17 protein-coding genes are annotated in these 20,729 nt (G+C 72.2%); 8 read left to right on the forward strand and 9 right to left on the reverse strand.

Going from position 1 to position 20,729, the window contains the following annotated elements:
• The first annotated feature begins 100 nt into the window (after nt 1-100).
• The 4 genes from AMK31_RS14745 (at nt 101) to AMK31_RS14760 (ending at nt 5,017) form a co-directional block, all read left to right on the forward strand.
• The gene (locus tag AMK31_RS14745; RefSeq protein WP_073940963.1) at nt 101-742 is read left to right on the forward strand and encodes a TetR/AcrR family transcriptional regulator; all 642 of its coding nucleotides are present in this window, start codon (nt 101-103) and stop codon (nt 740-742) included.
• Nucleotides 743-868: 126 nt separating this feature from the next.
• Complete coding sequence (locus tag AMK31_RS14750; protein ID WP_073940964.1) at nt 869-1,717, forward strand: 3-hydroxyacyl-CoA dehydrogenase family protein; 849 nt, start codon at nt 869-871, stop codon at nt 1,715-1,717.
• Nucleotides 1,718-1,885: 168 nt separating this feature from the next.
• Nucleotides 1,886-2,209, forward strand: coding sequence for an STAS domain-containing protein (locus AMK31_RS14755; protein ID WP_073940965.1), 324 nt, complete (start codon nt 1,886-1,888; stop codon nt 2,207-2,209).
• 249 nt (nt 2,210-2,458) lie between these two features.
• Nucleotides 2,459-5,017, forward strand: coding sequence for an AAA family ATPase (locus tag AMK31_RS14760; RefSeq protein WP_073940966.1), 2,559 nt, complete (start codon nt 2,459-2,461; stop codon nt 5,015-5,017).
• A gap of 282 nt (nt 5,018-5,299) precedes the next feature.
• On the opposite strand, the gene nucS is transcribed toward AMK31_RS14760, so the two are convergent.
• Complete coding sequence (gene nucS, locus AMK31_RS14765; protein WP_073940967.1) at nt 5,300-5,971, reverse strand: endonuclease NucS; 672 nt, start codon at nt 5,969-5,971, stop codon at nt 5,300-5,302.
• A 254-nt stretch (nt 5,972-6,225) separates the two neighbouring features.
• Between nucS and AMK31_RS14770 the strand changes: the two genes are divergently transcribed.
• Nucleotides 6,226-6,618: an SCO5389 family protein gene (locus tag AMK31_RS14770; RefSeq protein WP_073940968.1), complete on the forward strand. Its 393-nt coding sequence runs from the start codon at nt 6,226-6,228 to the stop codon at nt 6,616-6,618.
• Between the two features lie 100 nt (nt 6,619-6,718).
• On the opposite strand, the gene AMK31_RS14775 is transcribed toward AMK31_RS14770, so the two are convergent.
• Nucleotides 6,719-7,747 carry an LLM class flavin-dependent oxidoreductase gene (locus AMK31_RS14775; protein ID WP_073940969.1) on the reverse strand — a complete coding sequence of 343 codons (1,029 nt, stop codon included), beginning with the start codon at nt 7,745-7,747 and terminating at the stop codon, nt 6,719-6,721.
• 218 nt (nt 7,748-7,965) lie between these two features.
• Here AMK31_RS14775 and AMK31_RS14780 point away from each other — a divergent pair, with 218 nt between their 5' ends.
• The gene (locus AMK31_RS14780; RefSeq protein ID WP_073940970.1) at nt 7,966-8,307 is read left to right on the forward strand and encodes an ATP/GTP-binding protein; all 342 of its coding nucleotides are present in this window, start codon (nt 7,966-7,968) and stop codon (nt 8,305-8,307) included.
• A gap of 17 nt (nt 8,308-8,324) precedes the next feature.
• Here the strand turns inward: AMK31_RS14780 and AMK31_RS14785 are convergent, their stop codons facing one another.
• The 7 genes from AMK31_RS14785 to mce form a co-directional block, all read right to left on the reverse strand.
• Nucleotides 8,325-9,173, reverse strand: a complete 849-nt coding sequence (locus AMK31_RS14785) for an ABC transporter permease (protein ID WP_073940971.1) — start codon at nt 9,171-9,173, stop codon at nt 8,325-8,327.
• Complete coding sequence (locus tag AMK31_RS14790; protein WP_073940972.1) at nt 9,170-10,558, reverse strand: ABC transporter ATP-binding protein; 1,389 nt, start codon at nt 10,556-10,558, stop codon at nt 9,170-9,172. The genes AMK31_RS14785 and AMK31_RS14790 overlap by 4 nt, the downstream gene beginning before the upstream one ends.
• Nucleotides 10,559-10,670: 112 nt before the next feature.
• Entirely contained in the window at nt 10,671-11,441 is a 771-nt protein-coding gene (locus AMK31_RS14795; RefSeq protein ID WP_073940973.1) for an ABC transporter permease, read from the reverse strand.
• 5 nt (nt 11,442-11,446) lie between these two features.
• Nucleotides 11,447-12,397: an ABC transporter ATP-binding protein gene (locus AMK31_RS14800; protein WP_073940974.1), complete on the reverse strand. Its 951-nt coding sequence runs from the start codon at nt 12,395-12,397 to the stop codon at nt 11,447-11,449.
• An 85-nt stretch (nt 12,398-12,482) separates the two neighbouring features.
• Complete coding sequence (locus tag AMK31_RS14805) at nt 12,483-13,418, reverse strand: cellulose-binding protein (RefSeq protein ID WP_073940975.1); 936 nt, start codon at nt 13,416-13,418, stop codon at nt 12,483-12,485.
• A gap of 219 nt (nt 13,419-13,637) precedes the next feature.
• Entirely contained in the window at nt 13,638-17,618 is a 3,981-nt protein-coding gene (gene scy, locus AMK31_RS14810) for a polarized growth protein Scy (RefSeq protein WP_073940976.1), read from the reverse strand.
• A gap of 210 nt (nt 17,619-17,828) precedes the next feature.
• Nucleotides 17,829-18,269: a methylmalonyl-CoA epimerase gene (mce, locus tag AMK31_RS14815; protein WP_073940977.1), complete on the reverse strand. Its 441-nt coding sequence runs from the start codon at nt 18,267-18,269 to the stop codon at nt 17,829-17,831.
• A gap of 147 nt (nt 18,270-18,416) precedes the next feature.
• Between mce and AMK31_RS14820 the strand changes: the two genes are divergently transcribed.
• On the forward strand, nt 18,417-19,622 hold the full coding sequence (locus AMK31_RS14820; RefSeq protein ID WP_073940978.1) for an acetyl-CoA C-acetyltransferase: 1,206 nt from the start codon (nt 18,417-18,419) through the stop codon (nt 19,620-19,622).
• A 38-nt stretch (nt 19,623-19,660) separates the two neighbouring features.
• Nucleotides 19,661-20,617 carry a methylmalonyl Co-A mutase-associated GTPase MeaB gene (gene meaB / locus AMK31_RS14825; protein ID WP_073940979.1) on the forward strand — a complete coding sequence of 319 codons (957 nt, stop codon included), beginning with the start codon at nt 19,661-19,663 and terminating at the stop codon, nt 20,615-20,617.
• Nucleotides 20,618-20,729 lie beyond the last annotated feature (112 nt).

The raw sequence follows: 20,729 nt of genomic DNA on the forward strand, positions 1-20,729 counted from the left end.
CGTACTGATGATTGCCATGGCACGAGAAAAACAGAGTCTCTGAAATTTTGCAATGACCCCAACTTTTCATCGGCTCCAGCGAAGCCGGTAGCATGCGGGCATGGCCGAGGGACTCAGAGAGCGGAAGAAGCGGCAGACCCGGCAGTACATCTCCGATGTCGCCACGGGCCTGTTCCTGGAGCGCGGCTTCGACGCCGTCACCGTCGCGGAGATCGCCGAGGCCTCGAACGTCTCCGTCAACACGGTCTACAACTACTTCCCGGCCAAGGAGGACCTGTTCCTCGACCGCTCCAGGGAGGTCGTCGACCGGCTCTCGCGCTGGGTGCGCGGCCGCCGCGACGGCGAGTCCGCCGCCGCGGCGGTGCTGCGCGAACTGCGCGACGAGGTCGAGGCGGTCTCACCCCGCATGGGGCTGATGGACGGCTATGCCCGGTTCATGACGGTGATTCACGACTCGCCCGCCCTGCGCTCCCGGCTCTGGGCCATCAGCCAGGAAGTCGTCCACGACCTCGAACGCACCCTCGCCGAGGAGACCGGCGCCGAGCCCGGCGACCCCATGCCGGCCCTGATCGCCGGTCAGGTCAACTGGCTCCACCAGACGGTGATGGCGGTCATCGGCCGGCGCATGATGGAGGGCGGCCGGCCCGCCGAGGTCTCCCGCGAGGTGCTGGTGCTGCTCGAGGAGATGGAGGGGCTGTTGAGCGAGAGGGTGCTCAACTACGCCGTACGTGGCGCGGAATGACCCCTGGCGGTGTGATGTCCGTCATGTGAGACGTGACGCGCATTACTTACCGGTCACACAGCCCCTCACGAGCGCTAGTGTCCGCCCGAGAGGAACAAGGACAGCGCGTATCAGGGGAGTCGCACAGTGGCACGGAAGCTCGCCGTCATCGGGGCCGGTCTCATGGGATCCGGTATCGCCCAGGTCTCCGCCCAGGCGGGCTGGGACGTCGTCCTGCGCGACGTCACCGACGAGGCGCTCAAGCGCGGCACCGACGGCATCAAGGCGTCGTACGACAAGTTCGTGAGCAAGGGCAAGCTGGACGCCGCCGACGCCGAGGCCGCGCTCGGCCGCATCACCGCGACCACCGACCTGGACGCCGCCGGCGACGCCGACGTCGTCGTCGAGGCCGTCTTCGAGAAGCTGGAGGTCAAGCACGAGATCTTCCGCGCGCTCGACAAGATCGTGCGCCCGGAGACCGTGCTCGCCTCCAACACCTCGGCCATCCCGATCACCAAGATCGCGGCCGCCACCGAGCGCCCCGAGCGCGTCGTCGGCGTGCACTTCTTCTCGCCGGTGCCGATGATGCAGCTCGTCGAGCTGGTACGCGGCTACAAGACCAGCGACGAGGCCCTCGCCACCGCGCGGGAGTTCGCCGAGTCCGTCGGCAAGACCTGCATCGTCGTGAACCGGGACGTGGCCGGCTTCGTCACCACCCGGCTCATCTCCGCCCTCGTCGTCGAGGCGACCAAGCTCTACGAGTCGGGCGTCGCCAGCGCCGAGGACATCGACCTCGCCTGCAAGCTGGGCTTCGGCCACGCCATGGGCCCGCTCGCCACCGCCGACCTGACGGGCGTCGACATCCTGCTGCACGCCACGAGCAACATCTACACCGAGACCCAGGACGAGAAGTTCGCCCCGCCGGAGCTGATGCGCCGGATGGTTGACGCCGGTGACATCGGCCGCAAGAGCGGGCAGGGCTTCTACAAGCACTGAAACAGCACTCGCCCCAGAGACATCACACCTCGGGGTGAATTCGGTATCGGTTCGCTTACAAGCAGCAACCGCACCGCCACGGAAGCAGTCAGACGGTGCAAGCCACCGTCCTACCGACGTTGCAAGCCACCGTCATGGAGTACGCACCGACACGCACGGGGAGCGCATATGCACATCAGGGGCGACCACGCCGAGGTGGTCGTCGAGGGCCGCCTCGACGTCCGCACCGCGGCGGACGCCCGTGCGGTTCTGCACTCGGCCGTCGACGACGGAGTCGGCGATCTCGTCCTCGACCTGTCCGAACTGGCCTCCTGGGACGCCACCGGCCTCGGGGTGATCATGGGGGCCCACCGGCGGGCCGGCCGCTGCGGCCGCCGGCTGGTGCTGCGCGGCGTACCGCCGCAGATGCAGCGCCTGCTGGTGGCCACCCGGCTGCACCGGATCCTGGCGATCGAGGGCGGTATCGGCGTGGAGTCCCTGCCGCGCGTGTGACGCCGGCCCGGACGTCCGGAGTCGGGCGTTCCGGTCTCGAAGCGCACGTCGCAGGCAATCCTCATGAGACTGTGACGTCTCGGACTGCGCGGTACCCCGGGCTGTCGTAGATACTGAGCGAAGGTTTAGGGTTCGGTCGCCCGCTGTCCGATCCACCCTCGAGCGGGCCCGGACCAGAAGCGACAGCGCGGTGTGCGACACGGCCGGGAGGGGCCGCACGCACTCGACGCTTTTGGGGGGCTTGAACCTATGGACCCGAACAACCGGGGACCCGAGGAGCACGGCCATGACGGCGACGCTCACGCGCCGCGGCAGCGTCCGCCCAGGGACCCGCTCACACCGGATTTCGGCCAGCACACACCGGCACTCGCCCGCACGGTCCAGCTCGTCTCCGGCGACCACCTGCTCACCGTCAACCCCGTCGACGGCAGCGAGATCGAACTCTGCCCGCCTGCCGAGCGGCCCGGACGGCCCCGGAAGCTGACCGCGGCCGAACGCGCCGAGGTCGCCCGCGCCGCCCGCCCGCCCGCGCCGCCCGGGCCCGCCCGGCCCGAACTGCCCCTGCTCGGCCGCCAGGAAGACCGCGAACGCCTCGTCCGGCTGCTCGCCCGCGGCCGCTCGGTACGCCTCACCGGCCCCGGCGGCTCCGGCCGCACCGCCCTGCTCGACATCGTCGCCCGGGACTGCGCGGACCTCGCCCCCGACGGCGTCATCCGCCTCAGCGGCTTCCACCGCACCGCCGACGAGTTGCTGTACGACCTGTTCTACGCCGTCCACAACGCACCCCTGCACCGGCCGGAACGGGACGAACTGCGCGAAGCGGTCCGGGAGATCGGTGCCGTCGTCGTCCTCGACGACATCGAGTTCGGCGGCGCCGCCCTCGACGAACTGCTGGACGCCACCCCCGAGTGCGCCTTCCTGATCAGCGCCACCCCCGACGTGCCCGCGCCGTCCGCCGAGTCCGCCCTGGAGGAGGTCCTCCTCGAAGGCCTCGACCGGGCCGGCGGCCTGGAACTGCTCGGGCACGCCGTCGGCCGCCCCCTCACCGAGGACGAGTCCAACTGGGCCGGCGACCTGTGGTTCGAGTCCGAGGGCCTGCCGCTGCGGTTCGTCCAGGCCGGCGCCCTGCTCAGGCAGCGCGACCGGCTGCGCGCCGGGGCGGACGCCTTCGACGACTTCGGCGTCTTCCAGGAGCCGCCCGCCGACGCCCCCGTCCCCGCCGCCCTCGGCGACGACGCACCGCTGCCCTCCCTCGCCGAGGGGGCCGCGCCCGTCGCCCTGCTCGCCTCCCGGCTGAGCGAATCGGCGCGCGCCACCCTGCGGTTCGCCGTCGCCCTCGGCGGCGAGGTGCCGCACCAGGCCCACCTGCCCGCCCTGGTCGGCGACACCCACGCGGACGCCGCCCTCGGCGAACTGGTCGACTGCGCCCTGGTCACCCCGGTCGGCGCCCACTACCGGCTCGCCGCCGGAGTGCGGACCCAGCTGGAGGCCGCCGGATACGCCGACGACCTCCAGGAGCACGCCCACACCGCCGCCCGGCACTACGCCTGGTGGGCCGGGCACCCCTCGGTCACCCCCGAGCGGGTCAGCGCCGAGGCCGACGCGCTGCTCGCCGCGCTCGCCGTCCTCGTCCCGGTCACCACGCCGCCCGCCGAGGACGAGGAGAGCACCGCCGTCCAGCTGGCCCGCACCGCGGCGCCCGCCTTCGCCGCCGGGCTGCACTGGGGCGCCTGGGAGCGCACCCTGCGGGCCGGAGCGGAGGCCTCCCGGCTCGCCGGCGAGGTCGCCGACCAGGCCTACTTCCACCACGAACTCGGCATCCACGCCCTGTGCGAGGGCCGCCTGGAGCGGGCCCGCGCCGAACTGGAGGCCTCCATCGGCCTGCGCGGCGCCCTCGCCGACAAGCGCGGCACCGTCGCGGGCCGCCGCGCCCTGGCCCTGGTCGACGACCGCTCCGGGAACACCCCCGGCGTCGGCCCGGTGAGCGCCGGGCCCGTGCTCGGCGCCGCCGTCGGCGACGAGGTGCCCGCCGCCCGGCACGAGGAGTCCGCGTCCCCGCCGGGCGGCGTCCCGGCGTCCCGCCCGGAGTTCCCGTCCCTGGCCCGCCCCGCCGACGCCCCCGCCACGCTCGTCACCCACCACTCGACGCCGGGCGGTACGCCGTCCAGGGCCGCCCGGGGCGGTCTGCGCGGCCTCGCCCGGCGCAACCTGGCCGCGGCCGGCGCGGGCGCGCTGCTCGTGGCCGTGCTCGGCACGGTGGTGACGCTCGGCGCCACCTCCGGCAACGACGCCGACAGCCCCTCCGACCGGGTCGGCGTCAACCCGTCGGCCAGCCAGGACGGCGGCGACGGCAGTCTGGGCGCCGACGAGGCGGACAGCGGCGAGGACAGCGGCACCGGCAGCGCGACCAGCCGCCCGACCGACCCGGGCCCCGACGGCACGTTCGGCACGTCCGACGACCCGACGCCGACGGGCTCCGCCACCGAGCCGGAGGAGCCGTCGGACGACCCCAGCGGCACCCGCGACCCCGATGACGACGACGACCCGTCCGGCTCGCCGTCCCAGTCCCCGTCGAAGCCGCCGACGTCTCCCAGGCCCTCGACGTCTCCCAAGCCCCCGACGGGCACCCCCACCGAGTCGCCGACCGGCACGCCCACACAGACTCCGACGGAGACGCCGACCAACAGCCCGACGGACACCCCGTCCACGTCGGACTCCGCCAGTGCCCCGACCGAGACCAGCAGCTCGGCGAGCGCCCCGGAGACCGGCGACGCCGGATCGCCCGGCAGCACCGAGTCGGTGATCTGAGGCCGTGAACGCGAGAGGGCCGGGTCCTAGGGGGCGTCTCGCCGATCAGGCCGGGCTCGCGACGCCTGGCACCGCGCCTCGCCGCGTTGTCGTCGGTCCCCGATTCCCCCAAGCTCTCGGCTCCGCTCGAGCAGGGGGGACCCCCATCGCATCGGCTCCCTCCTCCGCCTTGCGATGCACGGCACCAGACGCCGCTCCCTGATCCGGCCTGATCGGCGAGACACCCCCTAGTCCAGGACCCGGCCCTCACCGTCGTACGGCACCCTGTGGGCGGCGTACCCCTCAGAACAGCCGCAGCTTGTCGTCCTCGATGCCCCGCAGCGCGTCGTAGTCCAGCACCTGGCAGCCGATGCCCCGGTCCGTGGCGAGGACGCGGGCCTGCGGCTTGATCTCCTGTGCGGCGAAGATGCCCCGCACCGGCGCCAGATGGGGATCGCGGTTCAACAGCTCCAGATAGCGCGTCAGTTGCTCCACGCCGTCGATCTCGCCGCGCCGCTTGATCTCGACCGCGACGGTCTGCCCGTCGGCGTCACGGCAGAGGATGTCGACCGGGCCGATCGCCGTCATGTACTCGCGGCGGATCAGCGTGTAGCCCTCGCCGAGGGTCTCGATGCGGTCGGCGAGGAGTTCCTGGAGGTGCGCTTCCACGCCGTCCTTGATCAGGCCGGGGTCGACGCCCAGCTCGTGCGAGGAGTCGTGGAGGACTTCCTCCATGGTGATGATGAGCTTCTCGCCCGCCTTGTTGACGACGGTCCAGACGCCCTCCTCCTCGCCGGTGCCCTCCTTCAGCGTGCAGGGCGGCGACATCCAGTTGAGGGGCTTGTAGGCGCGGTCGTCCGCGTGGATGGAGACACTGCCGTCCGCCTTCACCAGGATCAGACGGGGTGCCGAGGGGAGATGGGCGGTGAGCCGGCCGGCGTAGTCGACCGAGCATCGGGCAATGACGAGACGCATGGTCGGCAACGCTACTCGACACCCCGGGCCGTACGCGATTCGCGTCCTGTTTATCCAGAAGGCGCCTGTTCGGTCGTGGCCGATTGTGTGCTCACCGGGATCTGCCTGTATCCGCATTCTCCTGGTGCGGTCACGGCCTGTTGCCTACCGTAGTAAACGGGAGGTCGCGACGCGTGTACTCAGGGTGTCCGGTATCGCGAGCTCCCACATCTGTCCGGCAACCCCTGCTGTTCGGGGGTGCGAGAGGAGTACCCATGTCGCTCGACGTCTCACCGGCCCTACTCGAACAGGCCGAGCGAGGCGAGGTCGACGAAGCTGAATTCGTCGACTGCGTCCGGACCTCCCTGCCCTACGCGTGGGAGATGATCAGCTCCCTGGTGGCCCAGCTGAAGGTGGACGGCGGCCAGTTCGCCGACAACCAGACGCCCCCGCCGGACGAGCAGGCACGCGGTCAGCTCCTGCGCGCGCTCGCGAGTGACGCCATCCGCGGTGCGCTGCAGCGGCACTTCGGTGTACGGCTGGCCTTCCAGAACTGCCACCGGGTGGCGGTGTTCCCGCTGGACGCTTCGGTGGACGACACGCTGGCCCGCTTCACGTCGGTGCGCAGCCAGCTGCTCAACCAGTCCCCGGAACTCCGGGACTGCTGACGCGGCGAGCCGCACGCTTGCCGCTCCCGTACACGGGAGGTGCGATGTCTGTACCGGGGCGGCAAGCACCCCGCACCACCGGGCCGCCCGGGGCCGGGAGTCAGCGCAGCTGAGGCAGTACGTCCGCGCCCAGCCGCCGTACGTTCTCCTCCGTCGCCGCGAGGTCTCCCGAGCCCTCGACCAGCAGGGCGAAACGGCTGACCCCGGTCCGCTCGCTGGTCGCCGCGAGCCGGTCGGCGCACAGCCGCGGCGTGCCCACCGGGTGCAGTCCGCAGAGCAGTTCCGTGTAGGCCATCGGGTCGCGCATCCGGCGCTCCCGGCCGTCCACGGTGACATGCGCGTCGAGTCCCTGTTTCAGCCAGCCCGGCATCGCCTTGGCCAGGGTCTCGGCCGCGTCGACCCGCCGGTCCGCGATCTGGCACACGCCGGCCGACACGTGGCCCGGGTCGGCGATCTGCTCGGCCGGCCGCCCGGCGGCCCGCGCACAGCTCCGCCACAGGGAGACCATCTCGGCCTTTTCCTCGTCCCCGATGTGCATGCCGAGGAGCATCGGCAGTCCGCGTTCGGCGGCCATCCGCACACTGCCCGGGGAGGTGCAGGCGACCAGCACCTCCGGACCCTCGGTCTCCGTCAGGGACTCCGACGGCCGGGGGACGACGGGCACCTCGCGGAAGCTGTACCGCTCCCCGGTGGCTGCGACCCGCGGTTCGCGCAGCCAGCGCACCAGCAGATCGAGTGATTCAGGGAACCCCTTCTCGTACGCCTCCAGGCCCGTCCCGAACACCTCCAGGTCCACCCAGGGGCCGCCCCGGCCCACGCCCACGGAGAGGCGGCCGCCGCTGGTCACATGGAGCAGCGCGGCCTGTTCGCCGAGGGTCACCGGGTGGGTGGTGGGCAGCACGCTGACCGCTGTGCCGACCCGGATGCGGTGGGTGCGGCCGAGCAGGTAGGCGGCCAGGGTGATCGCCGACGGGCAGGTGCCGTACGGCACGAAGTGGTGCTCGGCCAGCCAGACCGAGTCCAGACCCGCCTCCTCGGACACCTGCGCCGAGCGGACCGCGCGGTGCAGCGCCTCCCCCTGGCCCTGACCCGGGAACTGGGCCGCCAACACAAAACTTCCTACGCGCATCGCTCTTCCTGCTTCCTTGGCCCCGACACGGAGCTCCCCCACCCGGCATAACCGTCTGACACGTGCCGAGGACACGGCCTGGCGGACGAATTTGCCGATTGTCTGCAGAATGGCCGGTCCGGAGGGGGACTTGTGACGTTCGCCGCTTCCGCGTACCCCCCACGACGGCGCGTAGGCTGGACACGATCCGCTTCCTGTATAGCCCCGTGAGGTGTTCCGTGTCCCCGCGTCGTAACCGACCCAAGGGCCCGAAGGATGCCGTCTCCTCCGGCCGGAGTGCCGAGGACGACCGGCAGGGCCGCTACGGCGGATGGCAGTCCAGCGAGGACTGGCAGGGCGAGGAGTGGAACGTGCGCCATGTCGCGGGGGCGAGCGCGCAGGGCAAGGCCTATCGCTGCCCAGGCTGCGACCAGTTGATCCCCGACGGCGTCCCGCACGTCGTCGCCTGGCCCGAGCACGCGGGCGTCGACGACCGCCGGCACTGGCACAAGTCCTGCTGGAACGCGCGAGACCGCCGCACCACGCGGGTGCAGCGGTCCCGTAACGCGCCTAGGTTCTGAGCGGTCCGCCCGCGGTCCTACACGTCCCGCCGCTCCAGCAGCGCGTAGGCGCCGGCGAAGGCGGCGGCGGTGATGCCCAGCATGATCCACAGCGGGTCCCAGCCCGACGGGCCGGTGTCGCTGAGGGAGTTGGAGTAGAAGACGCCGAGCTGGTTCGGGATCGAGTACTCCAGCAGGAAGGTCCGCACGTCCTCCAGGGACGAGGAGAACATGAACAGCGCGATCACCAGCGGGGCGAGCACCGCGCCGATCATGATGGTGATGGCGCCCGCGGAGTGCCGGATGATCGAGCCGATGACCAGCGACAGCAGGCCGAGCAGCGCGATGTAGAGCGAGATGCCGACCGTGGCCTTCAGCCACTCGCCGCCGGAGGGGTCCCGGGCGTCCACCATGCCGACCTGGGCGACGGCGACGAGGCCGGACGACACCAGCGTCACGGTGAAGGCCACCGCGAAGAAGACGATCGCCTTCGCCGTCAGCACCCGGCCCCGCGAGGGGCAGGCCGTCATCGTGGTGCGGATCATCCCGGTGCCGTACTCCGAGGCCGTGGTCAGCACGCCGAGCGTGATGACGCACATGGTGCCGAGCAGCAGCCCGAAGAAGCCGAGGGCCAGCGCGCTCTCGCCGCCGAGGTCCTCCTCCGTGGCGTTGCCGCCCACCACCGTGCCGGTCAGCAGGCCGATGCCGACGACGAGCGCGACGAACACGCCCAGCGTCCACATCGTCGACCGCACCGACCTCATCTTCGTCCACTCCGAGGCGATCGCGTGCCCGAGGTTGGTGCGGACGACGGGGATCGGCGAGGTGTAACCGGGGTACGGCATGCCGGGCGCGGCCGGCGACATCGGGGTCTGGGGCGTGCTCATCGGGCGTCCTCGGACTGGGTCGGGTCGGAGACGGGGGCGGAGGGCTGCGGCGCGGCCGCCGGAGCGGCGGGCGGAGCGGCGGGCGCGGCCGGGGGCTGCGTGGGCGCCGGGGGCTGGTCCTGCGGCGCGGGCGACTCGGCCGCCGGGGCCGCCGGGGCAGGGGCCGCGGCGGGGGCCTGCGCCGGGTCCGCCGGGGCGGGGGCCTGGCCGGGCTGCGGGGCCACCGCGCCGGGCGTACCGGCCTGCGGGGCCGGCTGGGCGTACGGGTTCGGCTGACCGGCGCCGGGCGCCGCCGCGGGCGCGCCGGGCTGGACGCCGTACGGACCCGGCGCCTGCGGCATCGCGAACGGCTGCCCGCCCTGCTGGGGCGGCGGCGGGGCGTACCAGCCGGGCTGGCCCTGGCCGGGCACCGGCACGGGCGGCTGCGCGCCCGGCGGCAACGGCTGCTGGAGGCCCGCCTTCTGGTCGGCGGTCGAGCGGTAGTCGACGGCGGCCTGCGTCATCCGCATGTACGCCTCCTCCAGGGAGGCCTGGTGCGGCGACAGCTCCCACAGCCGTACGTCCGTCTCGTGGGCGATGTCGCTGATGCGGGGGAGCGGCAGCCCGGTGATCCGCAGCGCCCCGTCCTGCTCGGGCAGCACCTGCCCGCCCGCCTCGGTGAGCGCGGCCGACAGCTTCTCGCGCAGCTGCGGCTCGGTGTCCGGGGTGCGCACCCGCGCGAACCCGGCCGAGTTCGCGGCGATGAAGTCCCGCACGCTCATGTCGGCGAGCAGCTGCCCGCGCCCGATCACGATGAGGTGGTCGGCGGTCAGCGCCATCTCGCTCATCAGGTGGGAGGAGACGAAGACGGTACGGCCCTCGGCCGCGAGCGACTTCATCAGGTTCCGCACCCAGAGGATGCCCTCGGGGTCGAGGCCGTTGACCGGCTCGTCGAACAGCAGCACCTGCGGGTCGCCGAGCAGCGCGGCGGCGATGCCGAGCCGCTGGCCCATGCCCAGCGAGAAGCCCTTGGAGCGCCGCTTGGCCACGTCCTGGAGGCCCACCACGCCGAGCACCTCGTCCACCCGGCGGGCCGGGATGCCGGACAGCTGGGCCAGGGACAGCAGATGGTTGCGGGCCGAGCGGCCGCCGTGCACCGCCTTGGCGTCGAGCAGCGCGCCCACCTGGCGGGGCGCGTTCGGCAGCTTGCGGTAAGGGAAGCCGCCGATCGTCACCTGGCCCGAGGTGGGGTTGTCCAGGCCGAGGATCATCCGCATCGTCGTCGACTTGCCGGACCCGTTGGGGCCCAGGAAGCCGGTGACGGCACCGGGCCGCACCTGGAAGGAAAGGTTGTACACAGCGGTCTTGTCGCCGTAGCGCTTGGTCAGGCCGACTGCCTCGATCATGCTCCGCACCCATCGAAAGGTTCAGGACAGCGGGGCACACGCCCCCGTAAGGGTTAGGAGGATATCGGGGAGCTGACGGTTCCACCCAAGGGCGAGTAAAGACGGACCGCTACTAGGCGTCTCTCCGCTTGAGCAGCACGTAACCGCCGGCCAGCGCCGCCGCCACCCACAGCGCCATGATGCCGAGCCCGCCCCAGGGGCCGTACGGGATGTCGTCGTCGATCGGGGGGACCACCTGCATGATCCTGCTGCCGGCCTGGTCGGGCAGGAAGCGGCCGAGCCTCTTCGTCGCGTCGACGTTGCCCAGGATGTTGGAGATCAGGAAGAAGAACGGCATCAGGATGCCCAGCGACAGCATCGGCGAGCGCAGCATCGCGGCGACGCCCATCGAGAACATCGCGATGAGGGTCATGTAGAGGCCGCCGCCGATGACCGCCCGCAGCACGCCCGGGTCGCCGATCGACGCCTTGAGGTCGCCGAGCATCGCCTGCCCCAGGAAGAACGTGGCGAAGCTGGTGGCCATGCCGACGACCAGCGCGAGCCCGGTGGCGACGGCGAGCTTGCCGAACAGGAAGGTGCCGCGCTGCGGGACCGCGGCCAGCGAGGTGCGGATCATGCCGGTGCTGTACTCGTTGGAGACCACGAGCACCCCGAACACGATCATCGCCAGCTGGCCGAGGCTCATGCCCGCGAAACTGATGAACGTCGGATCGAAGGCGAGCCGGTCCCGGGCGTCCAGGCGATCGAACTCGTTCTTCGACAGCGCGGAAATGAGAATGCCGAGCGCGATCGTGACCGTCACGGCGAGCGAAAGCGTCCACACCGTGGACGCGACAGAGCGGATCTTCGTCCATTCGGACCGGATGACCTGGGCGGCCGCCATACCCGTCAGCCCTTCTTCCAGCCGGTGCCCCACTGCGGCTGCGCGGGCGCGTCGGAGTGTGCGTGGTACTCGACCGACTCCGCGGTCAGCCGCATGAACGCCTCCTCCAGGGAGGCCTGCTGCGGGCTCAGCTCATGCAGCACCACCAGGTGCTGCGCGGCCAGCTCACCGATGCGCTCCGGTTTCTCGCCGTCCACCTCGAAGGCCCCGCCCGCCGTCTCCACGGCCGTGATCCCGGCGCCGTGCAGCACGTCGAGCAGCCGCTCGCGCTGCGGGGAGCGGATCCTGACGTACGACCGCGAGTTCCGCGCGATGAAGTCCGCCATGGAGGTGTCGGCGAGCAGCCGGCCCTGCCCGATGACCACCAGATGGTCGGCGGTCAGCGCCATCTCGCTCATCAGATGACTCGACACGAACACCGTCCGGCCCTGCGCGGCCAGCGACTTCATCAGATTGCGGATCCAGTGGATGCCCTCGGGGTCCAGCCCGTTGACCGGCTCGTCGAACATCAGGATCCGCGGATCGCCCAGCAGCGCGCCGGCGATGCCCAGCCGCTGGCCCATGCCCAGCGAGAACCCCTTGGCCTTCTTGCGGGCGACCGCGGTGAGGCCCACGGTGTCCAGCACCTCGTGCACCCGGCTCTTCGGGATGCCGTTGCTCTGCGCCAGGCACAGCAGATGGTTGTAGGCGCTGCGCCCGCCGTGCACGGCCTTCGCGTCGAGGAGCGCGCCGATGTACTTCAGGGGATCCTTGAGCCGGTCGTAGTGCGTGCCGTCGATCCGGACGTCCCCGGCCGTCGGCCGGTCAAGGCCCAGCATCATCCGCATCGTGGTGGACTTGCCCGCCCCGTTCGGACCGAGGAACCCCGTGACGATGCCCGGTCTGACCGTGAACGTGAGGTTGTTGACCGCCACCTTCTCGCCGTACCGTTTCGTCAGCCCCTCGAGCTCGATCATGCGGCCACGCTAAAACGGGACAAAGCCCTCTGCCACCGGAGCGGCAGAGGGCTTCGCGGGTGTTCAGCGGATGTACGCCCGCCGGTTACCGGGACTGCTGAGCGGGCACCCCACGCGAGATCGGCTCGTCCTCGGCCGGCGTGCCGGCGGCGGCCACCGCGGCGCCCGTGAGCGTGGCGAGCATCTCGCGCACGTTCGTCAGCTGGGCGTTGATGGAGTCGCGGCGGTTGGTGAGGGCGGCCAGCTCGCGCTCGGATTCCGAACGGATGCGGTCGGCCTTGGCGTTGGCGTCGGCCACGATGTCCTCGGCCTGGCGCTGGGCGGTCTCCACCGTCTGGCGGGCGCGGCGCTCGGCGTCCGTGCGCAGCTTCTCGGCCTCCAGGCGCAGCTGCTCGGCGCGGTGCTCGATCTCGGCGAGGCGCTTCTCGGCCTTGGCCTGACGGGACGCCAGGTCGCGCTCGGACTGCTCGCGGCGCTTGGCCAGGTTGGTCTCGAAGTCCGCGGCGGCCTGGGCGGCCTTGGCGCGGGTCTCCTCGAACAGCGCGTCGGCCTCCTCGCGCTTGGACTGCGCGTCCTTCTGCGCCTCGGCGCGCAGCTGGGAGGCGTCGCTCTTGGCCTTCTCGACGATCCGGACGCCCTCGTCCTCGGCCTTCGCCTTGCGCTCGGCCGCGAACGCCTCGGCGTCGTTGCGTACCTGCTGGGCCGCCGACTCGGCCAGCTCACGGTGCTGCTCGGCCGCGCGGCGGGCCTCCTCGCGCAGGTCCTTGGCCTCTTCCTCGGCGAGCCGCAGGATCTTCTCGACGCGGGCACCGAGACCGGCGTACGACGGCTCGGCGTCGCTTACCTGGGCCTGGGCGTTCTGCGTTTCGAGGTGGAGCTCCTCGATGCGCTTTTCCAGAGCGGTGATGCGGGCGAGAGCGCTGTCACGGTCGGAGACGAGCTTGGAGATACGTTCGTCCACCTGAGCGCGGTCGTATCCACGCCGCACAAGCTCGAAGCCGTAGGGGGAAGTGTCGCTCATGGGGTTCCTGTCGAATGAGACCGGTGAGGTGATAGGTGGAATCCTAGGGGCCAGAACGGTGTGTCATCGAGCGGATGCGTGTTTGATCTGGAGAATGACACCCCTTTTGAGTGGCTAACCGTCGGACTGCTTGCCAAACCCGCCGTCAAAGGCTTGGCCAAAGGCCTCGTCGAGGAGTTGGCCAAAGGCTCCAGCAAACACCGGAGCCCCGCCTCCTGACTACCCGTCCGACGATTTGCCACCCGATCGGGGCGCACCCACCGTCGCACCGGCCTTGACGCCGCCGTCCTTGCCGGCCGACGGGGCCTCGAAGGACTCCAACGCCTCCAGCACGTCCTGGACACGGGAGATCTCCGCGTTGATGTCCTCGCGGCGACGCACCAGGATCTCCAGCTCGCGCTTGCCCTCCTCGACCGTGCGCTTGGCCTCGCGGATCGCCTCGGCCTTCAGCTCCTCGGCCTCCTTGACCAGCGTGGCCTTCTTCTGCTCGGCCTCCTTCAGCAGACCCTCGGCCTTCTTCACCGCGGCGATCCGCACCTTGCCGGCCTCGGAGTTCGCCTCCGACACCAGCTCCTTCGCCTTCGCCTCGGCCTTGGCCAGCTGCTCCTCGGCCGCCTTGATCAGCGCGTCACAGCGGTCGCCGGTCGACTTCATCGTCTCGGCGGCCTCACGGCGGGCCCGCTCGTGCAGCTCCTCGATCTCGGTGGTGACCCGGTCGCGCAGCTCCTCCGCGCGCTCCCTGATCGCCGTCGCGTCCCGGCGCGCGCCGACCAGCAGCTCGTCCGCGTCCGTACGGGCCTTCTCCACCAGCGCGTTGCCCTCGACCGTCGCCTCGGCGACGATCCGCTCGGCCTCCTTGCGGGCCGCGCCCACCATCGTGTCGGCCTGCGACTCGGCGTCCGCGGTGGTCTTCAGGGCCTGCGTCTGCGCCTCGGTGAGCAGCTTGTCGGCCTCGGCGGTGGTCTCCGTGATGAGCTTGTCGACCTGCTCGGCCGCCTCCGAACGCCGCTTGTTGGCGTCCTTGCGGGCCTCGTCGAGGGTCCGCTCGGCCTCCTCGCGCGCCGCCGTGGTCAGCCGCTCGGCCTCCTCGGCCGCCTCGGACTTGACCCGCTCCGACTCCGCCCGGATCCGCTCCGCGTGCGCCTGCGCCGAACCGACCGTCTCCGCGGCCTCGGCCCGCAGCCGCTCCGCCTCGCCGGTGGCGTCCCCGACCAGCTGATCGGCGTGCGCGACCGCCTCGGCGCGCACCCGCTCGGCCTCCAGGGCCGCCTCCGACGCCAGCCGCTCCGCCTCGGCGCGCGCCTCGCCGCGCACCCGCTCGGCCTCCGCCGCGGTCTCCGTGGTCAGCCGCTCCGCCTCGGCCAGCGCCTCGGTACGGACCCGGTCGGCCTCGGCGGCCGTCTCGGTGGTGAGCCGCTCCGCCTCGGAACGCGCCTCCGTGATCAGGGTGTCGGCCTGCGTCGCCGCGTCCGACCGGATCCGGTTGGCGTCCTCCCGGGCGTCCGCCCGGGTACGCGCGGCGGCCTGGTCGGCCTCCGCCAGGTTGTCCGACGCTTCCGTGCGCACCCGCTGCGCGTACTCGGACGCGTCCGACCGCAGCCGCTCCGACTCGGCCAGCGCCTCCGCCATCGTCCGCTCGGCGAGCGCCTTGGCGGCCTCCGCCTCCTCGTGCGCCTCGTGCCGGACACGGGCCGCGTCCTCGCCGGCCCGCTCCCGCTCCGCGTAGGCGTCGGTGCGGACCCGGTCCGCCTCCTCCTCGGCCTCCCGGCGGGTACGGTCCGCCGCGTGCTCGGCGGCCGACCGCAGCCCGGCGATCTCCTCCTGCGCCTGCTCGTGCAGCCCGGCGACCGAGTCCCGCACCTGCTGGGCGTGCTGCTCCGCGGCCGACACCATCTCGGTGGCGCGCCGGTCGGCCTCCTCGATCAGGCGGATCGCCTCGGCCTGCGCCTCCTCGACACGCTTGCGCGCCGACGCCAGCAGCTCCTCGCTCTGCTCGCGGGCCCGCTCGCGCTCCTGGTCGGCCTCCTGCCGGGCCGCGCCCAGCGTCTCCTCGGCCGCGCGGCGCCGCCGGTCGGCCTCCTCCTGCGCGGCGGCCAGCGTCTCCGACGCCTCCGCGGCCAGCCGCTCGGCGGCGGCCTGCGCCTCGGCCCGCATCCGGTCGGCGCTCTCCTGCGCCTCCGTCCGCAGCCGCTCGGCCTCGGCGGCGGCCTCCGACCGCAGCCGTACGGCGACGGCCTCGCCCTCCGCACGGGACGCGGACGCGTCGGCGGCGGCCTCGTCGCGCAGCCGCTCGGCCTCCGTCTCGGCCTGCTGCTGGAGCGTACGGATCCGTTCGGCGGACTCGGCGCGCAGCCGGTCGGTCTCCTCGGCGGCCTCCCGGCGCATCCGGGCGGCCTCCTCGCGGGCCTCCGTCAGCGCCTGCTCGGCGGCGGCCAGCCGCGCTTCCGCCTCCGTCTGGAGGCGGGCCAGCTCCTCGGCGGCCTCCGCCTGCCGGGCCGCGACCGCCCGCTCGGTGTCCTCACGCAGCTCGCGCGCGGCCCGCTCGGCCTCCGCCCTGATGCCCTCGGCCTGCTCGACGACCTCGTCGCGATGGCGTTCGGCCTCCGCGCGGGTGCGCTCCAGGGTCTCCTCGGCCTGCCGACGCAGCGAGGTCGCCCGCTCGATGGCCTCGGTGCGGACCTTCTCGCTGTCCGCGGTGGCGGTGCGGCGCAGCTCGTCCGCGTCGGCCTTCGCCTTGGCCAGCAGTTCCTCGGCGGACTTCGCCGCCTCCTCGATCTGCGCCACGGCCTCCCTGCGGGCCTCGGCGCGGATCTTCTCGCCCTCCTCGACGGCGTCGGAGCGCAGCTGCTCGGCCTCGCCGCGCAGCCGGCGGGCCTCCTCCTGCAGCTCGACCGTCTTGGCGCGGTACTCCTTGGTGTCGTCCTTCGCCGCGCCCTTGAGCTGCTCGGCGATGTCGTGCGCCTCGGCGCGCAGCCGGTCCGCCTCGGACTCGGCCTCCTTGCGGATCCGCTCCGCCTCCTCGGCGGCGGCCTTGGTGGTCTTCTTGGCGTCCTCGGACGCCTTGGTGAGGACTTCCTCGGCGGTCCGCGCCGCCTTCGACAGCTGGGTGGCCGTCTCCTCGGCGGTGATCGAGCGGGCCTTCTCGGCGGCCTCGGCGAGGATCTTCTCGGCCTCCGCGCGGGCGTCCGCGACCTGCTGCTCGGCCTCCGCCCTGGTGGTCTCGGCCTCCTTGGTGGCCTCGCTGACCAGCCGGGCGACCTGCTCCTTCGCCGTACGGGTGCGCGTCTCGTTGGCGGCCTCGGCGCTGCTGAGGGTCTTGGCCGCGGCCTCCTTGGCCTCGGTGACCAGCTTCTCCGCCTCGGACTGCGCCTTGCGCAGCGCCTCCTCGGCCTCGGCCATCCGCTGCTCGGCGGCCCGGCTCAGCTCGGCGGACTGCCGGCGGGCGGCCTCCGACTCGGTGGCGGTGGAGCTGCGCAGCTGCTCGGCGTGGTCGGTGGCCTCCTGGGCCTGCGTGGAGGCGGCGTTCAGCAGCCGCTCGGCGTCCGCGCGGGCGCGGCGCAGCAGCTGCTCGGCCTCCGCGCGGGCGGCCTCGGCCTCGCTCTGCAGGCGCTGGCGGGCCTCGGCGGTGAGCCGTTCGGCCTCCGCGCGGGCCGCGGCCATCGCCTGGTCGGCCTCCGCGCGGGACTCCTCCAGCAGCCGGCGGGCCTGCTGCTCGGTACGGGCGCGCAGCTGCTCGGCCCACGCCACGTTCTCGTTGACGTGCGACTCGACGGTCTGCCGGCGTTCGGCCAGCTCCTGGTCGAGCTGCTGGCGCCGCGTCACGGCCTCCTGGTGCAGCTCGGCCTGGAGCCGCGCGGCCTGCTCGGCGTGCTCCTGCAGGATGCGCTGGGTCTGCGCCCGGGCCTGGCTCAGCTCGCGCTCGGCGTCGGCGCGGATCTGGTCGGCCTGCATCTGCGCGTTGCGCAGCAACTGTTCGGCCTGGTAGCCGATGTCGGCGCTGTCATAGGCGGGCCGGGTCATGAGGGTACGGCGCGCCTCGTGCAGCTTGGCCCGCAGCACCTCGACCTGGTAGCCGAGGTCCTCGGCGTGCTGGATGGCCTTTTCCCGCTCGGTCCTCAGCCGCTTCATCTCGGCCTCGAACCGAGAGAGGTGGTCGACGTCAGCCGCCGGCTCTCGCTCCTGGCTCTCGTAGCCCCGCACTGCGCGGTCCCATCCGTCCCCTGGTCGCAAGTCTCTCCAAACGAGCTCCGTCCATCCGCCGAACGGGGCCCCCGGGGAATGGTGTCAGATCAACGACGGAGCATGGGCTGATGCCCCGACGCTCGTCCCCCGAAACCCGGACCCCGGCACGGGTCGCCCCGGTGGAGCAGGGCGACCGCCCCCAACCCTACCGGCCCCTATGTACGGGGGTCAGTGCTCAGGTGACTCAACAGGCGCGGAAGTGACCAGTTCTGTCAGAACGCCATGACAATCCTTGGGGTGCAGGAAGGTGATACGTGACCCCATGGAGCCGCGTCGCGGCTCTTCGTACAGGACACGCACGCCCTTGTCCTTGATGGCGGCCGCGTCCCCGTCGACGTCCGCCGTACCGAAGGCGATGTGGTGGACGCCCTCGCCGTTCTTGGCGAGCCACTTGGCGACGGTGGAGTCCTCCCGGGTCGGTTCCAGGAGCTGCAGGTACGAAGCCCCGCCGTCGGACGTATCGTTGATCTTGAGCATGGCCTCGCGCACGCCCTGCTCTTCGTTGACCTCGGAGTGGAACACCTCGAAGCCGTAGGTGGCCCGGTAGAACTCGACGGTCTTGTCGAGGTCGAAACAGGCGATCCCGATGTGGTCGATTCGCGTCAGCATGGACTCAGTGCAGCGCTCCGGAGGTGGTTACGCAACGTGCGCGCGATCACACCGACAGCCCGATGACGGGCGGGATACCGCTCAGTACATTCGAGTAAACCCTCGTTCACTCCTCGGTCGTGCAGGCCGGTAAGGGGATCGCAGCTCATGTCTTCTGCTACGAACGGCACGACGTCCGTCATCGTCGCGGGCGCCCGCACCCCGATGGGGCGGCTGCTCGGCTCGCTGAAGTCCTTCTCCGGAGCCGACCTCGGCGGCTTCGCGATCAAGGCCGCCATCGACCGTGCGGGGATCGGCGGCGACCAGGTGCAGTACGTGATCATGGGCCAGGTGCTCCAGGCCGGGGCGGGCCAGATCCCGGCGCGCCAGGCCGCGGTCAAGGCCGGCATCCCGATGAACGTCCCGGCGCTCACCATCAACAAGGTGTGTCTGTCCGGCCTCGACGCCATCGCCCTCGCGGACCAGCTGATCCGGGCCGGCGAGTTCGACATCGTCGTCGCCGGCGGCCAGGAGTCCATGACCAACGCGCCCCACCTGCTGCCGAAGTCCCGCGAGGGCTTCAAGTACGGCGCGGTGCAGATGCTCGACGCCATGGCGTACGACGGTCTCACCGACTCCTTCGAGGGCGTCGCCATGGGCGAGTCGACGGAGAAGCACAACACGCGCCTCGGCATCAACCGCCCCGAGCAGGACGAGATCGCCGCGCTGTCCCACCAGCGGGCCGCCGCCGCCCAGAAGAACGGCATCTTCGAGGCCGAGATCACCCCGGTCGAGATCCCGCAGCGCAAGGGCGACCCGGTCCTGTTCAGCAAGGACGAGGGCATCCGCGGCGACACCACCGCCGAGTCGCTGGGCAAGCTGCGCCCGGCGTTCAGCAAGGACGGCACGATCACCGCGGGCTCCTCCTCTCAGATCTCCGACGGCGCCGCCGCCGTCGTGGTCATGAGCAAGGCCAAGGCGCAGGAGCTGGGCCTGGACTGGATCGCCGAGATCGGCGCGCACGGCAACGTCGCGGGCCCGGACAACTCGCTGCAGTCCCAGCCGTCGAACGCGATCCTGCACGCCCTGAAGAAGGAGGGCCTGGAGGTCTCCGACCTCGACCTGATCGAGATCAACGAGGCCTTCGCCGCCGTCGCCGTGCAGTCAATGAAGGACCTCGGCGTGTCCACCGAAAAGGTGAACGTCAACGGTGGTGCCATCGCTCTGGGACACCCGATCGGCATGTCCGGCGCCCGCCTCGTCCTGCACCTCGCGCTGGAGCTGAAGCGGCGCGGCGGCGGTGTCGGCGCGGCCGCGCTGTGCGGCGGCGGCGGCCAGGGCGACGCACTGATCGTGCGGGTGCCCAAGGCCTGAGCCTTTGCGATAGCGGACATCTAGTGAACGGAGCTGTGATGCAGGACGTCTCCTCGCTGGTCGCCCAGGCCAGGGAAGGCCGGCCGCGGGCCGTGGCCCGGCTGATCTCCCTGGTGGAGGGGGCGTCCCCGCAGCTCAGGGAGGTCATGGCGGCGCTCGCCCCGCTGACCGGGAACGCCTACGTCGTCGGCCTGACCGGCTCGCCCGGCGTCGGCAAGTCCACGTCCACGTCGGCGCTCGTCACGGCCTATCGCAAACAGGGCAAACGGGTCGGCGTGCTCGCCGTCGACCCGTCGTCCCCCTTCTCGGGCGGCGCCCTGCTCGGCGACCGCGTGCGCATGTCGGACCACGCCTCAGACCCCGGCGTCTACATCCGCTCCATGGCGACCCGCGGCCACCTCGGCGGCCTCGCCTGGGCCGCCCCGCAGGCGATCCGGGTCCTGGACGCGGCGGGCTGCGACGTGATCCTGGTCGAGACGGTCGGCGTCGGCCAGTCCGAGGTCGAGATCGCCTCCCAGGCGGACACCTCCGTCGTCCTCCTGGCGCCCGGCATGGGCGACGGCATCCAGGCGGCGAAGGCCGGGATCCTGGAGATCGGCGACGTCTACGTCGTCAACAAGGCCGACCGGGACGGCGCCGACGCCACCGCCCGCGAACTGAACCACATGCTGGGCCTCGGCGAGGCCCGCGGCCCCGGCGACTGGCGGCCCCCGATCGTCAAGACGGTCGCCGCCCGCGCGGAGGGCGTCGACGAGGTCGTCGAGGCCCTGGAGAAGCACCGGGCGTGGATGGAGGAGCGCGGCGTCCTCGCCGAACGCCGCCGCGCCCGCGCCGCCCGCGAGGTGGAGACCATCGCGGTCACCGCCCTGCGCGAACGCATCGGCGACCTGCACGGCGACCGCCGCCTGTCCGCTCTCGCGGAGAGGATCGTCGCAGGTGAGCTGGACCCGTATCGCGCGGCGGACGAGCTGGTGGCGGGGCTCACGGAGGCCTGAGGCGCTCGCGCCCCTGAACGCGGCGGAGCCGCGTTCAGGGGCGCGGGGAACTGCGCGACCAGCCACCTGCTGCCCGCACCCGGCGACGCAGCCGAGCCCGGCAGGACCTGCG

This window comes from Streptomyces sp. TSRI0107 (genome assembly GCF_001905845.1).
GTDB lineage: Bacteria > Actinomycetota > Actinomycetes > Streptomycetales > Streptomycetaceae > Streptomyces.

Excerpts from the sequence above, each read along its gene's own strand:
- mce (WP_073940977.1), bottom strand. The coding sequence starts at position 18,269 with ATGCTGACGCGAATCGACCACATCGGGATCGCCTGTTTCGACCTCGAC.
- nucS (WP_073940967.1), bottom strand. The coding sequence starts at position 5,971 with ATGCGTCTCGTCATTGCCCGATGCTCGGTCGACTACGCCGGCCGGCTC.
- AMK31_RS14820 (WP_073940978.1), top strand. The coding sequence starts at position 18,417 with ATGTCTTCTGCTACGAACGGCACGACGTCCGTCATCGTCGCGGGCGCC.
- meaB (WP_073940979.1), top strand. The coding sequence starts at position 19,661 with ATGCAGGACGTCTCCTCGCTGGTCGCCCAGGCCAGGGAAGGCCGGCCG.
- AMK31_RS14795 (WP_073940973.1), bottom strand. The coding sequence starts at position 11,441 with ATGGCGGCCGCCCAGGTCATCCGGTCCGAATGGACGAAGATCCGCTCT.
- AMK31_RS14745 (WP_073940963.1), top strand. The coding sequence starts at position 101 with ATGGCCGAGGGACTCAGAGAGCGGAAGAAGCGGCAGACCCGGCAGTAC.
- AMK31_RS14760 (WP_073940966.1), top strand. The coding sequence starts at position 2,459 with ATGGACCCGAACAACCGGGGACCCGAGGAGCACGGCCATGACGGCGAC.
- AMK31_RS14805 (WP_073940975.1), bottom strand. The coding sequence starts at position 13,418 with ATGAGCGACACTTCCCCCTACGGCTTCGAGCTTGTGCGGCGTGGATAC.
- AMK31_RS14775 (WP_073940969.1), bottom strand. The coding sequence starts at position 7,747 with ATGCGCGTAGGAAGTTTTGTGTTGGCGGCCCAGTTCCCGGGTCAGGGC.
- AMK31_RS14790 (WP_073940972.1), bottom strand. The coding sequence starts at position 10,558 with ATGATCGAGGCAGTCGGCCTGACCAAGCGCTACGGCGACAAGACCGCT.
- AMK31_RS14800 (WP_073940974.1), bottom strand. The coding sequence starts at position 12,397 with ATGATCGAGCTCGAGGGGCTGACGAAACGGTACGGCGAGAAGGTGGCG.
- AMK31_RS14755 (WP_073940965.1), top strand. The coding sequence starts at position 1,886 with ATGCACATCAGGGGCGACCACGCCGAGGTGGTCGTCGAGGGCCGCCTC.
- AMK31_RS14770 (WP_073940968.1), top strand. The coding sequence starts at position 6,226 with ATGTCGCTCGACGTCTCACCGGCCCTACTCGAACAGGCCGAGCGAGGC.
- AMK31_RS14785 (WP_073940971.1), bottom strand. The coding sequence starts at position 9,173 with ATGAGCACGCCCCAGACCCCGATGTCGCCGGCCGCGCCCGGCATGCCG.